This window comes from Sphingomonas endophytica (genome assembly GCF_014199415.1).
Taxonomy (GTDB): Bacteria; Pseudomonadota; Alphaproteobacteria; order Sphingomonadales; family Sphingomonadaceae; genus Sphingomonas; species Sphingomonas endophytica.
The window spans coordinates 63,486-76,150 of the sequence record NZ_JACIJN010000012.1 but is presented as its reverse complement, the minus strand read 5'-3'; the positions used below and the strand labels follow the sequence as shown (position 1 = coordinate 76,150).

12 protein-coding genes are annotated in these 12,665 nt (G+C 70.3%); 6 read left to right on the top strand and 6 right to left on the bottom strand.

Annotated features, from left to right (window positions below; translation table 11 throughout):
* Window positions 1-562: 562 nt before the first annotated feature.
* A complete protein-coding gene (locus FHS97_RS15990) occupies window positions 563-1,288 on the bottom strand; it encodes a FadR/GntR family transcriptional regulator (protein WP_246346725.1) in 726 nt (241 codons plus the stop codon).
* Between the two features lie 42 nt (window positions 1,289-1,330).
* A complete protein-coding gene (locus FHS97_RS15985; RefSeq protein ID WP_184040350.1) occupies window positions 1,331-2,143 on the bottom strand; it encodes a DUF4336 domain-containing protein in 813 nt (270 codons plus the stop codon).
* Window positions 2,144-2,251: 108 nt separating this feature from the next.
* Between FHS97_RS15985 and FHS97_RS15980 the strand changes: the two genes are divergently transcribed.
* Genes FHS97_RS15980 through maiA form a run of 5 tightly spaced genes read left to right on the top strand, consistent with a single transcriptional unit; the run spans window position 2,252 to window position 6,167 of the window.
* Entirely contained in the window at window positions 2,252-3,367 is a 1,116-nt protein-coding gene (locus FHS97_RS15980; protein ID WP_184040347.1) for an 8-amino-7-oxononanoate synthase, read from the top strand.
* Entirely contained in the window at window positions 3,364-3,987 is a 624-nt protein-coding gene (bioD, locus tag FHS97_RS17575; RefSeq protein WP_184040345.1) for a dethiobiotin synthase, read from the top strand. Before FHS97_RS15980 ends, bioD begins: the two co-directional genes overlap by 4 nt.
* Window positions 3,984-5,219: an adenosylmethionine--8-amino-7-oxononanoate transaminase gene (locus tag FHS97_RS15970; protein ID WP_184040343.1), complete on the top strand. Its 1,236-nt coding sequence runs from the start codon at window positions 3,984-3,986 to the stop codon at window positions 5,217-5,219. The genes bioD and FHS97_RS15970 overlap by 4 nt, the downstream gene beginning before the upstream one ends.
* 23 nt (window positions 5,220-5,242) lie before the next feature.
* Window positions 5,243-5,479, top strand: a complete 237-nt coding sequence (locus FHS97_RS15965) for a hypothetical protein (protein ID WP_184040341.1) — start codon at window positions 5,243-5,245, stop codon at window positions 5,477-5,479.
* Window positions 5,480-5,519: 40 nt separating this feature from the next.
* Complete coding sequence (gene maiA, locus FHS97_RS15960) at window positions 5,520-6,167, top strand: maleylacetoacetate isomerase (RefSeq protein ID WP_184040339.1); 648 nt, start codon at window positions 5,520-5,522, stop codon at window positions 6,165-6,167.
* A gap of 87 nt (window positions 6,168-6,254) precedes the next feature.
* Here maiA and FHS97_RS15955 read toward each other — a convergent pair whose 3' ends face one another.
* From FHS97_RS15955 to FHS97_RS15940, 4 genes are all read right to left on the bottom strand, one after another.
* On the bottom strand, window positions 6,255-7,568 hold the full coding sequence (locus tag FHS97_RS15955; protein WP_184040337.1) for an MFS transporter: 1,314 nt from the start codon (window positions 7,566-7,568) through the stop codon (window positions 6,255-6,257).
* Between the two features lie 175 nt (window positions 7,569-7,743).
* Window positions 7,744-9,510: an alpha-amylase family glycosyl hydrolase gene (locus FHS97_RS15950; protein WP_184040335.1), complete on the bottom strand. Its 1,767-nt coding sequence runs from the start codon at window positions 9,508-9,510 to the stop codon at window positions 7,744-7,746.
* An 87-nt stretch (window positions 9,511-9,597) separates the two neighbouring features.
* On the bottom strand, window positions 9,598-10,575 hold the full coding sequence (locus tag FHS97_RS15945; RefSeq protein WP_184040333.1) for a substrate-binding domain-containing protein: 978 nt from the start codon (window positions 10,573-10,575) through the stop codon (window positions 9,598-9,600).
* A 97-nt stretch (window positions 10,576-10,672) separates the two neighbouring features.
* On the bottom strand, window positions 10,673-11,320 hold the full coding sequence (locus FHS97_RS15940) for a TetR/AcrR family transcriptional regulator (RefSeq protein WP_184040331.1): 648 nt from the start codon (window positions 11,318-11,320) through the stop codon (window positions 10,673-10,675).
* Between the two features lie 112 nt (window positions 11,321-11,432).
* Here FHS97_RS15940 and FHS97_RS15935 point away from each other — a divergent pair, with 112 nt between their 5' ends.
* Window positions 11,433-12,659 carry an efflux RND transporter periplasmic adaptor subunit gene (locus FHS97_RS15935; RefSeq protein WP_344689055.1) on the top strand — a complete coding sequence of 409 codons (1,227 nt, stop codon included), beginning with the start codon at window positions 11,433-11,435 and terminating at the stop codon, window positions 12,657-12,659.
* The last annotated feature ends 6 nt before the right edge of the window (window positions 12,660-12,665 follow it).

Sequence of the window (12,665 nt, the reverse complement as noted above, 5' to 3'; positions counted from 1 at the left end):
CGCGCCGTGGTCGGGCAGATGAGCACCGGCGCGATCCTCGAGGGTGCCGAGAAGTACCAGCGCATCGCGCAGACGATGGGGCTGCCGCGCGACAATCATTGACCTTTCGCTTCGGGCTTGACCCGGGCCCCCGCTTTACCCGGCGACGGGGAGAAGAAGCAGGGCCCCGGATCAAGTCCGGGGCGACGAGGGGGAGAGGAGTGCTCCCACGCCGTTCAGGCCGCGCTTGTCGAAGCGCGGGTCTCACGCGTGCTCGTCTTCCGGCCAGACTCCGACAAGCCGATGGCTCGCATATGGCGCGTGCTTCGACAGGCTCAGCACGAACGGGGAAAGATGCGGCATCAGCGTCCCCCAACTGAGCCCGGCCTTGCCGGGGTGATGGACAAGGGGAGGGGGCATCTCCCATATCGTTCGTGCTGAGCCTGTCGAAGTACGGGACGCTCGCAGACGGGCGCTCGGGAAGGTCAGCCACGCCCAGCGGCGGCAACAGGCGGGCAACCCCGCGAGGCCGCTCTTTGGGTTCGACCGCGACGCTTGCCGCGGCGACGCCTCGCGCCCGCCGTCAGGCCGCCAGCGCGACCTCGGTATCGCGCTGTGCCTGCCCGATCAGCCGCTCGGTCACCACACGCGCGCCCGGGCCATCGCCGTTGGCGATCGCCTCGAACAAGGCGCGGTGGAGCGGGATCGGGTCCTGATAATGCGCGGGCGTCCGGTATTTGAAGAACGTCGTCCAGCGCACCGCGGCGGCGATGCTGCTCGACAGGCTCACCAGCAGCTCGTTGCGCGTCGCCTGCAGGATCGTCGCGTGGAAGCGCTGGTCGGCGCTTTGCCCTTCCTGCGTGCGCAGCCCGTGCGCGGCCATGATCTCCAGCGCATGCCCCATCCGCGACAGCTCGGCAGCGCTGCGCTGGAGCGCGGCCAGCTCGGCGGCGGCGGGCTCGACGATCAGGCGGAGCTGGAACAGGCTGCGCACGAAGTCGAGCGACGGTGCGCCTTCGAACATCCATGCCAGCATGTCGGGATCGAGCAAATTCCAATACGCGCGGTCGCGGACCCGCGTCCCCGCCTTGGGCCGGCTCTCGACCAGCCCCTTGGCACTGAGCATCCGCAGCGATTCGCGGATCACGCTGCGCGAGACGCCGAACTGTTCGGCCAGCTCCAGCTCGCCGGGCAGCGTGACGCTGGCCGGATGCCGCCCAGTGACGATCGCGACGCCTAAATCGTGCGCGATCGTCACATGCGCCGGCCCGCGCCGCTCGCTTCTCTCCACCATGCCTCCCGCTGTCATGCCGCAGCTTAGGCGGATGCGCGCGGCAGGAGCAAGGCGCGCCTATTCAGCCCAGGCGAGCGCGCGGCGCAATTGCCCGGCGGCGTCCTCGGTGAACGGCCGTCCGTGCGCGAACACCACCCGCTCGGGGGCGAGCGCGACCAAGGTCGCCACCGCCGCGCGCAGATCGCGCCCGCCGAAGCGCAGCACCGGGCGCAGATAACGCGGCGTCGTCCCCCATGCCCCGCCGCTCAGCCGCGCGATGAAGGCGGTGACCGGCGGCAGTCGCTCGGGCTCCATATGCTGGACGACGTCGGTGAGGACCAAAGTACGCGAGGCACGGTGGTGGAACCACACTTCGTTGAACCCCGCCGCGCCCGCGATCAGGCCCTGGTCGACCGCCTCGGCCCATTCGGGCGGCGGCACCGCGCCCAGTTCGCGGTCGATCCTCAACCCGCTGCGCTGCACCTGCCCGCGCTCGCCGAGCCCCGGCGCGGCCCACAACAATGCCTTGGGATAGGCGCGCTGCCACGCCGGCAGCCGCGTCCAGTGCGCGATGTTCGGCGCGATCAGATGCCGCACCACGCCCAGCTCCGCGAGCGCCGCCGCCAGCGCCGGGGTGAAGCGCGTCGGGGAATGCAGCATCAGCGAGCGGTCGGGCAGCCGCAGCACCGTCATGCGGATCGGCAGCGACAGGCCGGAGGCGATCATCGGCCCGCTGTCGACGATCCACACGTGCTTGCCGAACGGTTTGAGCACGTCGAGCGGCGGGTAGCTGGCGGGGGCGTCGCTGTTGCGTTCGCGCGCCGCCAGCCACGCAACCGCACCGGCGGCGACCGCCGCGCCGCCCAGCGCGAGCTTGGTGTTACGGTCCATCGGTCAGCTCCCTCTGCATCCGTCGATCGAGCGCTGCCAACGCCCGAGCGCCGCGATCGGTGGCACGGATACTGGCCAAGCGGCACCCGCGACGGCATAGGAGCGGCGATGCAGCTTGTCGCCCAACGCGCCCATCTCTCCGCGCTCGCCGATGCCGGACGCCTGCGCACGCTGGCGCCGCGGCACGGCGTCGATCTGTCGTCGAACGATTATCTCGCGCTGTCGACCGCGCCACGGCTGGTGGCGGCGGCGCAGGCGGCGCTGGCGCGCGGCATCGCGCTCGGTTCGGGCGGGTCGCGGCTGTTGCGCGGCAACGACGCCGAGCATGAGGCGCTGGAGGCGGAGGCGGCGGCGTTCTTCGGCGCGGAGGCGCTGTCGTTCGGCTCCGGCTATGCCGCGAACACCGCGTTGCTGTCGTCGGTGCCGCAGTCCGGCGACCTGATCGTGTACGACGCGCTGGTCCATGCCAGCATGCACGACGGGATGCGGCTCGGGCGCGCGACCTGCGTCGCCGCCGCGCATGGCGACGCGCAGGCCGCCGACGATGCGATCGCGGCGTGGCGCGCGGGCGGCGGCACGGGCACGCCGTGGATCGCGATCGAGAGTCTCTACAGCATGGACGGCGACCTGACCGACGTCGCCGCCTATCTGGCGGTCGCGGACCGGCACGACGCGATGCTGGTCGTCGACGAGGCGCACGCCACCGGCGTGTGGGGCGCGGGCGGGCGCGGCGTGGCGGAGGCGTGGCACGGGCGCGCCAACCTCGTGACGCTCAACACCTTCGGCAAGGCGCTGGGCTGTGAGGGCGCGGTGTTGTGCGGGCCGGCGCTTATCCGCGACTTTCTGGTGGCGCGCGCGCGGCCGTTCATCTTCTCGACCGCGCCGTCGCCGCTAAGCGCCGCGGTGGCGCGCGAGAGCCTTCGCAGCGTCGCCGACGAGCCGGAACGGCGCGCGCAGCTCCACGCGCTGGTCGCGGCGGCGCGGCGCCACCTCGCCCCGCTCGGCGCGCGCGTCGAATCGCAGATCGTGCCGCTGGTGATCGGCGACGACCGCGAGACGATGCGCGTCGCGTCGGCGGTGCAGAACGCCGGGTTCGACGTGCGCGGCATCCGCCCGCCGACCGTGCCGGCGGGCACCGCGCGGCTGCGGATCGCGCTGACGCTCCACGTCACCGAAGCCGAGATCGCCGCGCTGGCGGATGTGTTGAGGGAGGTACTGCCATGAGCGGGACGATCGTCGTCACCGGGACCGACACCGATGTCGGCAAGACGGTGTTCGCCGCCGCGCTGACCGTCGCGCTCGGCGCGCGCTACTGGAAGCCGGTGCAGGCCGGGCTTGCCGACGGCAGCGATGCGAGGAGCGTCGTGCAGCTCGGCGTCGACCCGGGGCGGGTGGTGCGTGAGGCGTATCGGCTGAACACGCCGTGTTCGCCGCACCGCGCCGCCGAGATCGACGGCGTGACGATCGAACGCGCGCGGCTCACGCTGCCTGCCGGCGACGGGCCGCTGGTCGTCGAGGGTGCGGGCGGGGTGCTGGTGCCGCTGACCCGCGACTGGTCGTTCGCCGATCAGGCCGCGGCATGGGGGCAGCCGGTGGTGCTGGTCGCGCGCACTGCGTTGGGGACGATCAACCACAGCCTGTTGTCGATCGAGGCGTTGCGCGCGCGCGGCGTGCCGCTGCTGGGGGTCGCGTTCATCGGCGACGCCGTCGAGGACAGCGAGGCGATGATCGCGTCGATCGGGAAGGTGCGCCGGCTCGGGCGACTACCGCGCCTTGCCGACCTGAACGCGGCGACGCTCGCCGCCGCCTTCGCCGCGCAGTTCGACGTCGAGGATTTCCGGTGAGTTCGGTCTGGCATCCCTTCACCCAGCACGGGCTTCAGGAGCCGATCCCGTGCGTCGTGCGCGGCGAGGGCGCGGTGCTGCACACCACCGACGGGCGGCGCGTGATCGATGCGATCTCGTCATGGTGGGTGACGACGCACGGCCATGCGCACCCCAGGATCGCCGCCGCGATCCGCGTGCAGGCCGGGCGGCTCGACCAGATGATCTTCGCCGGCTGGACGCATGAGCCCGCCGAGGAGGTCGCCGCCGGGCTGCGCGCGATTATGCCGGCGTCGCTGACGCGGGTGTTCTTCTCCGATTCGGGATCGACCAGCGTCGAGGTCGCGCTGAAGATGGCGCTGGGGTACTGGCTGGCGCGGGGTGACGCGCGCCACCGCATCCTCGTCATGGAGCATGGCTATCACGGCGACACGATCGGCGCGATGTCGGTCGGGCAGCGCGGGGTGTTCAACCGCGCCTATGCGCCGCTGCTGTTCGATGTTGAGACGATCCCGTTCCCGGCGGCGGGCGCGGAGCAGGCGACATTCGACGCGCTCGACCGCGCCTGTGCGGCGGGCGCGGCGGCGTTCATCGTCGAGCCGCTGGTGCTCGGCGCGGGTGGGATGCTGTTCTACTCGGCCGACGTGCTGCGCCGGATGCGCGACATTTGCGCACGGCACGGCGTGCTGTTCATCGCCGACGAGGTGATGACCGGCTGGGGCCGCACCGGCACGTTGCTGGCGTGCGAGCAGGCGGGCGTGGAGCCCGACATCCTGTGCCTGTCCAAAGGGCTGACCGGGGGCGCGCTGCCGCTGGCGGTGACGATGGCGAGCGAGCCGATCTTCGAAGCGCATTGGTCGACCGATCGCGCGAAGATGTTCTTCCACTCGTCGAGCTACACCGCCAACCCGATCGCCTGCGCCGCCGCCGCCGCCAACCTCGCGATCTGGCGCGAGGAGCCGGTGCTGGCGCGGGTCGCGCGGCTCGGCGCGGCGCAGGCGGCGCGGCTGGCGACGGTCGACGGCATCCGCAATCCGCGGGTGCTGGGAACGATCGCGGCGTTCGAGATCGGTGCGGGCGAGGGGTATCTCTCCGACCGCGCGCCAAGGCTGATGGTGGCGTTCCGCGAGCGCGACGTGCTGCTGCGCCCGCTCGGCGACACGCTCTACGTCATGCCGCCCTATTGCATCGGCGACGACGATCTCGACCGCGTATACTCCGCCATTTCGGAGGTGTTGGCACGCCACCGATAACGCCGTCGCGCGTTGGGGGAAAGATGAGCGCTTCTTCCCCCGCCCGATCCGTCGCGTCGATCCTGTGGCGTCGCTTGCGCAGTTGGTGGTCGGATCACCGCACGATCGCCCGCGAGCGGGCGACGGCGCTGGAGGCGAAGGCACGCGAGGCGCTGTCGCTCGGCGAGGCGCAGCGGCTGGCGATGGAGGCGGCAGCGCTGCGCGCGGCGGCGGATGGAGCGGGGCGGCGCAAGGGGATCATTCCGTTGCTGCGCAACTGACGCGGTCCGCGTAGACTGCCCCGAGATCAGGGGAGGAAGGATGACCGCGACAGCCGACCGGCCGGTGCTCCACGGCTATTTCCGTTCAACCGCTGCCTGGCGCGTGCGAATCGCGCTCAACCTCAAGCAGGTGGCGTGGCGCGACGCCTTCCACCATCTGCGCCACGGCGAACAGCGTGCGCCCGATTATCTGCGGCTCAACCCGCAGGGGCTGGTGCCGGCGCTCGAATGGGACGGCGCGGTGCTGACGCAGAGCCTCGCGATCTGCGAATATCTCGATGAGAGCATCCCCACGCCGCCGCTGCTCCCCGGCGATCCGGTCGCGCGTGCGCAGGTGCGGGCGTTCGCGCAGGTGATCGCGTGCGACACCCATCCGGTGCAGAACCTGCGCGTGTTGCAGCGGTTGCGCGCCGCCGGGCTGGACGAGGCGGCGGTCAACGATTGGGCGCGCGACACGATCGCCGCCGGGCTCGCGGCCTGCGACGCGCTGATCGGGGAGGAAGAAGGACCGTATTGCTTCGGCGCGCGGGTGACGCTCGCCGATCTGTGCCTCGTTCCGCAGTTGTTTAACGCGCGGCGGTTCGGGGTCGAGCTGGCGTGGCCGCGCTTGCTGGCGGTCGAAGTAGCGTGCCTCGCACTGCCGGCCTTCGCCGACGCCGCGCCGGAGCGACAGCCGGATGCGGAATGAGCGGTGTTCGTCATTGCGAGCGCTGCGAAGCAATCCAGTGACCGACCAGGACGCCCTGGATTGCTTCGCAGCGCTCGCGATGACGAGCTACATGGCCACCTGCTCCTGCTTTCCCCGCCCGACCATCACCGTCGCGACCGCGCCGACCAGCATCAGCACCCCGCCGAGCACGATCACCCCGCGCGCGTCGCCGCCGAGCAGGCTGCGGTAGAACAGCGGGATCGACAGGCTTTCGATCATCATGGGAATGACGATGAACATGTTGAAGATGCCCATATAGACGCCGTTGCGCGCCGGCGGGATCATGCCGGTCAGCATGATGTACGGATTGCCCATCATCCCCGCCCAGCCGATCCCGATCCCGATCATGGCGACGAACAGCCACCCCTCCGACGGCAGCGCCGGGATCGCCAGCATCGCCGCGCCCGAGGCGGCGAGGCAGCAGGCATGGACCGCCTTCGCCCCGTACCGCCTCGCCAGCGGCATCAACGCCAGCGCCGCGACGAACGCGACCGCATTGTAGAACGCGCCCAACTGCCCGACCGTCAGCACGGTGTCGCGGAACGCGGTGCTGCCGGTCTCGACGGTGCCGTGCAGCGACCGCGCCAGCGCGAAGGTGATGAACTGCCAATAGGCGAACATCGCGTACCATTGGCACAGCATCGCCAGCGCGAGCTGCCGCATCGGCTTCGGCATCTCGACCAGTGCGGACTTCAGATCGGCGAGTGTCGCGCGCAGCGTCAGCGGCTCCGCGGCCAGCCGCGCCTGCTCCTCCGGCGGCAAGGGCAGTTCCGGCACGCGCCACACCGACCACAGGATCGTCGACAGCGACAGCACCGCCCCGACCAGGAACGCGATGCGCGTGATGTCGGGGATGCCGTTGGCGTCGACCGCATCCTTGTCGAACCCGATCCACACCAGCAGCGACGGCGCGAGATACGACAAGGTCTGCGCCAGCCCGGTGAACGCCGATTGCGTCAGGAACCCGGTCGCGCGCTGATCCTCCGCCAGCCGGTCGCCGACATAGGCGCGATACGGCTCCATCGTCACGTTGTTGGCGGCGTCGAGGATCCAGAGCAGGCTGGCCGCGATCCACAAGGCGCGGCTGTACGGCATCGCGAACAGGCACAGGCTGCACAGCAATGCGCCGATCAGGAAATAGGGCGTGCGCCGCCCGAGCCGCGTATCGGTCCGGTCGCTCATCGCGCCGATCAGCGGCTGGACGAGCAGTCCGGTCACCGGGCCCGCCAGCCACAGCAAGGGAAGGCTGGCCTCGTCAGCGCCGAGATAGCCGTAGATCGGCGCCATATTGGCCTGTTGCAGCCCGAACGAGAATTGCAGGCCGAGGAAGCCGAGGTTCATCTCGACGATCCGCGCCAGCGACAGCCGCGGCCTGGTCATCCCATGGCGCCTGTCGAAGAGGGGCGGGCGACTGTGGAAAAGCGCGGGATGCCCGCCACGGCCCTCCCGTCATTCCCGCGAAGGCAGGGATCCAGAACCTCCGACCTCACCGCAAGAGGCGCGACCGTCGCGCGTCTGGATCCCCGCCTGCGCGGGAATGACGGATCGCCGGGCATCATGCCCCAGCCTCCAGCCATACCACCCCCCACGCCGGCACCGCCTCGACCACCGCGCCGCTCAACCGATCGCGCCCCGCCTCCGGCACCGCCACCTCGCGATCACCAAAGTTGAGGAACACCCGGTCGCGCCCGCACGCAATGCCCAGCAGCGCCGCATCCCCGGTCGCGGTCGGCGTCGGCGCACCCGCCCCGCCGCTCGCGATCCGCGCATCGCGCAGCGCGGTAAGGTCGCCGCTGATCCGCAGCGCCGCCGGCGTCTCCAGCGCCCACCAATCCATCGCCGGGCGGTGGATCCAGCGTCCTTCATGCGCCAGCTCGGGATCGCCGGCATAATCGTAATCGTTCAGCAGCCCGGCTTCGTCCCCCATGTACGTGGTGGCAAGCCCGCCACTCGCGATCGACAGCGCGTTGAGCAAAGTGATGCGCCGCAACGCCATCTCGCGCGCCGCATCGTCCTGCGCCGCTTCTAGCCCGGCGAGCGAGGCGAGCGTGCCGTTGGTGCCGTGGAGCGCCGCGCCATCGGACTGGAACGGGACCCCGCGCGCCCAGCTGTCGCCCGTGCCGTGCAGGAAGGCGGCGGCGGCGCGCAGCCGCGCCTCGGGTTCCGCGTCGATCGCACGCAAATCACCCAGCACCGCGCCCCAGCCGATATCGTCGTGGCAGCGCGCATAGCTCAGCCAGTTCGCGCCCGACGGCAGCCCGCCGCTGGCCGCGACGATCACCGCAGGGAGTTGTGCGGACTGCTCGGCCAGCGCGACCCAGCCCGCGACCATCAGCGAGTTGTTGTAGACCAGATGGCATTCGGGCTCGAACCCGTCGCCCTCGTCCATCCCGAAATAGGGCGGGACGAACGCGGTCGGGACGATCGCCTCCGCCTTGAGCAGGGTCGCAGGCGCGACGATGTCGAGCGCGGCGCGCAAGCCGCGGACGATATGATGCGCCTGTGGCAGGTTGCGGCAGTCGGTGCCCGGCTGTTTCCAGAGAAAGGCGGTGCTGTCGAGCCGGAACGCCTCGATGCCATGATTGGCGAGCCGCAGCGCGGCGTCGAGGATCGCGACGAACACCTGCGGGTTGCGCCAGTTCAGATCCCATTGGAAGGGATAGAAGGTCGTCCAGACATTGCCGCCCATCTCCGGCACATGGGTGAAATTGCCGGGCGCAGTGGTCGGGAAGACCTGCGGCAGCTCGGCGTTGCGCTCCGCCGCCTCCGCATCGTCGACCACCATGTAGAAGGCGCGGTAGAAAGGATCGCCGGCACGCGCCGCCTTGGCCCAGGCGTGATCGTCGGCGGTGTGGTTGAGCGCGAGGTCAACGCACAGGCTGATCCGCGCCGCGCGCAGCCGCTCGGCCAACCGCTCGACATCCGCCATCGTGCCGAGCCGCGGTTCGATGGCGAGATAGTCCGCGACCGCGAACCCGCCGTCGCTGTCGCCCGCGCGCGCCTTGAGCAGCGCGAGGACGTGGAGATAGCGGACGCCGAGCGCCGCGAGGTGATCGACATGCGCGGCAAGCCCGGCGACCGTTCCCCCAAAGCGATCGACATAGGTCGAATAGCCAAGCATGTCGGGGCGGACGAACCAGTCGGGATCGGCGCGCCGTGCGGCATCAAGCGCCTGCAGCGCGGCCGGGCGTTCGGCGGCACGTTCGCGGAGCAGCGTCTCGACCTGCTGCCGCAAGGCCTGTTGGTCGTGCTCGGGATACAGCCGCCCGAGCTGGCGATGCAGCCGCGGTCCGATCGCCTCCAGCCGCCGCTCAACCGTCATCGCGCGCCGCTCCCCTCCGTGCCGCCCCTATGAGGCATCCCAAGGACATAGCAGCTCTGCAATCGTTTGCAAGGCGCGCGGCCGTGCTCAGGCGGAGGCGCGCACGATCAGCTCCGGCGGGACGATCGCGCTCGTCGCGGTCTCGCCGGCGATCCGCCGCAGCAGGGTCTCGACCATCAGCCGCGTGCCGGTCACCAGATCCTGGCGGATCGTCGTCAGCGGCGGCGAGGTATGCGCGGCGAGCGTCACGTCGTCATAGCCGATCACCGCCACGTCGCCGGGGACGTCGAGCCCGGCCTCGGTCAGCGCGCGCAACGCGCTCATCGCCGCGACATCGGAGGCGGCGAAGATCGCGTCGGGCGCGGTGCCCGCCGCAAGGCGCGCGCGCACCGCGGCATGGACCGCGTCCGGGTCCATCTCGCACGACAGCACTTCGACCGCGGTCGCGCCCGCCGCGTCGCGAAACCCCGCCAGCCGTTCGGCGAATTCTGGGGGCGCAGGGTCGCCGAGGAACAGCAGCCGCTGCCGCCCGAGCCCGAGCAGATGCGTCGCCGCGATCCCCCCGCCGCGGATATTGTCGGAGCCGATCGTCAGATGCCGTTGCCCCGGCCGGTTGACGCCCCAGACGACCAGCGGCGCATAACGCGCGGCGACGCGCTCGATCGTGTCATATTGATCGGACTGGCCGACCAGCAGCACGCCATCGACCCGCCCCGAATCGACCAGCCGGTCGAGCCATTCGTCGTTCTCCGGCAGCACGCGCGACAGCAGGATGTCATAGCCGCGATCGACCAGCAGGTCGGCGAGAAAGCCGAGCAGGCTGAGAAAGAACGGATCGGTTAGATGCTGCGTCCGCGCATGGCCCAGCGGCATCGCGAGCGCGATCGCACCGGTGCTGCGCAGCCGCAGGTTGCGCGCGAGCTGGTTGGGACGCACGCCATGTTCGCGTGCCAGCGCGCGGATCCGTTCCTGCGTGGTCTTGCTGACCGACGGATGTCCCGACAGCGCGCGCGACACGGTCGCCGTCGAAACCCCTGCCATCGCTGCCAGATCGGCCAGCTTCATCGCCGTCGCCACCGCGTCATGTCCCCGCTTTGTTCGAGTTCTTCATAAGCGGTCGACGGCGCGTCGCAATGCGGGTCATGGTCGCGGGTCGGGCCGGTCAGCCCTGGTCGCGCTCGATCGCGGCGATCTCGCTGTCGATGAAGTCCATCAACAGCTTGAGCACGTCCGGGTCGGTGCAGCGCGCGTTCATCAGCCGGCGCTGGCACATGCCGCCCGCCATGATGAGGATCGACTCGCCGAGCCGCGCCAGCCGCGCCTCGTCCGGCGCGGCCGGCACGATGATCTTCAGCGCGCGTACCAATTGTCCGCGCAGCCGGTCGTCCATCGCGTCGAAGATCTCGGCGATCCGCTGGTTGCGGTTCGCCTCCGCCATGATCTCGGCGATCAGTCGCGTGTCGTTGAGGTCGTTGCACGCGATGAAGCGCGCGATCCAGTCGCGCACCATCGTCCGGTCGGCCGTACAGCGTGCCGCACACAGTTCGTCACCGGCCAGAAACTCGTCGAGGTCATGTTCGACCAGCGCGGCGACAATCGCCTCCTTGTTGGCGAAGTCGCGATAGATCTGGCCGACCAGCACCCCCGATCGTTCCGACAGTTTCGCCATACTGGTGGCGTGGAAGCCGTGTTCCGCAAAAAGTTCCCGGGCCGCCTGAACAATTTTTGCACGACGCGCGTTTGCTTTCCCGGTCCGGTCGCGGGGGAAGACAGCGTCGGGTTCGGGACATCCTTGGTTACACCGCTGCATCAATTTACGCCGACCATCTTCTTCCCAGCTTGACGGTGCCACCTGTTCGCAGTAGCAGCATTCGTGAGTGAGCGATCACTCACACACTTCATAAGAGATGTCCATGCCGAAAATGGGGCCGAAAACGGGGTTCGCGGTCGCCGCGATGATGCTGGTGCCGCTCGCGGCGTGCGGCGGCGGGAACGACGCGGAAAAGCAGCAACAGCAGCAGGCGCAGGCCGGGCCGCCGCAAGTGAGCGTGCTGGCCCTGCAGCCGCAGTCGGTGACGCTGACTTCGACGTTGCCGGGGCGGACGACCGCCTTCGAAACGTCGGAAGTGCGGCCGCAGGTCAACGGCCTCGTCACCGCGCGACTCTTTACCGAGGGCGACCTCGTCCGCGCGGGCCAGCCGCTCTACCGCATCGACTCGCAGCCCTATCAGGCGCAGGTCGCCAGTGCGCGCGCCGCCGTGGCGCGGGCGCGCGCCGCGATCGCGTCGAGCGCCGCGCTCCAGCGCCGCTACGGCGAACTGGTCAAGATCAATGCGATCGCGCGGCAGGACTATGAGAATGCCGTCACCACCGCCGCGCAGGCGCAGGCGGATGTCGCCGCGCAGCAGGCGGCCCTGCGTTCGGCGCAGATCGATCTCGCGCGCACCACGATCCGCGCGCCGATCTCGGGCCGCATCGGCCGCTCGGTGACGACCACCGGCGCGCTGGTCAGCGCGGCGCAGACCAACCCGTTGACCACGATCCAGCGGCTCGATCCGATCTATGTCGACGTTTCGCAGTCGAGCGCCGACCTGCTCAAGCTGCGCCAGCAGATCGCCGCGGGCGATCTTTCGCGCGGCGGCACCGCGGCGCGGGTCCGGCTGCGGCTGGAGGACGGCTCGGTCTATCCGATCGAGGGCAAGCTGCAGTTCGCCGACGTCAGCGTCGACCCGAACACCGGCACGCAGACGATCCGCGCGCTGTTCCCGAATCCGAAGGGGCTGTTGCTGCCGGGCATGTACGTCCGTGCCGAGCTGGTCGAGGGGACGAAGAGCAACGCGATCCTGGTGCCGCAGCGCGCGGTGACACGCGACGAGCGCGGCAATCCCACCGCGCTGGTCGTCGGCGCCGACGGCAAGCTCCAGCCGCGCCAGCTGACCGCGCCGCGCACGATCGGCGAGAACTGGCTGGTCACCGCCGGGCTCAACCCGGGCGACAAGGTGGTCATGGAGGGCGCGATGATGCTGCGTCCGGGCATGCCGGTGAAGGCCGTGCCCTACAATCCGAACGCCGCGCCCGCGCAACCCGGCGCGCCGGGCGGCGGCGCAAATGGCCAGCAGGGTCAGGGCCAGCAGGCCCAGGGAAAGTAACGCCGC

Excerpts from the sequence above, each read along its gene's own strand:
- FHS97_RS15985 (WP_184040350.1), bottom strand. The coding sequence starts at position 2,143 with ATGGACCGTAACACCAAGCTCGCGCTGGGCGGCGCGGCGGTCGCCGCC.
- FHS97_RS15990 (WP_246346725.1), bottom strand. The coding sequence starts at position 1,288 with ATGACAGCGGGAGGCATGGTGGAGAGAAGCGAGCGGCGCGGGCCGGCG.
- bioD (WP_184040345.1), top strand. The coding sequence starts at position 3,364 with ATGAGCGGGACGATCGTCGTCACCGGGACCGACACCGATGTCGGCAAG.
- maiA (WP_184040339.1), top strand. The coding sequence starts at position 5,520 with ATGACCGCGACAGCCGACCGGCCGGTGCTCCACGGCTATTTCCGTTCA.
- FHS97_RS15935 (WP_344689055.1), top strand. The coding sequence starts at position 11,433 with ATGGGGCCGAAAACGGGGTTCGCGGTCGCCGCGATGATGCTGGTGCCG.
- FHS97_RS15955 (WP_184040337.1), bottom strand. The coding sequence starts at position 7,568 with ATGACCAGGCCGCGGCTGTCGCTGGCGCGGATCGTCGAGATGAACCTC.
- FHS97_RS15965 (WP_184040341.1), top strand. The coding sequence starts at position 5,243 with ATGAGCGCTTCTTCCCCCGCCCGATCCGTCGCGTCGATCCTGTGGCGT.
- FHS97_RS15980 (WP_184040347.1), top strand. The coding sequence starts at position 2,252 with ATGCAGCTTGTCGCCCAACGCGCCCATCTCTCCGCGCTCGCCGATGCC.
- FHS97_RS15945 (WP_184040333.1), bottom strand. The coding sequence starts at position 10,575 with ATGAAGCTGGCCGATCTGGCAGCGATGGCAGGGGTTTCGACGGCGACC.
- FHS97_RS15940 (WP_184040331.1), bottom strand. The coding sequence starts at position 11,320 with ATGCAGCGGTGTAACCAAGGATGTCCCGAACCCGACGCTGTCTTCCCC.
- FHS97_RS15950 (WP_184040335.1), bottom strand. The coding sequence starts at position 9,510 with ATGACGGTTGAGCGGCGGCTGGAGGCGATCGGACCGCGGCTGCATCGC.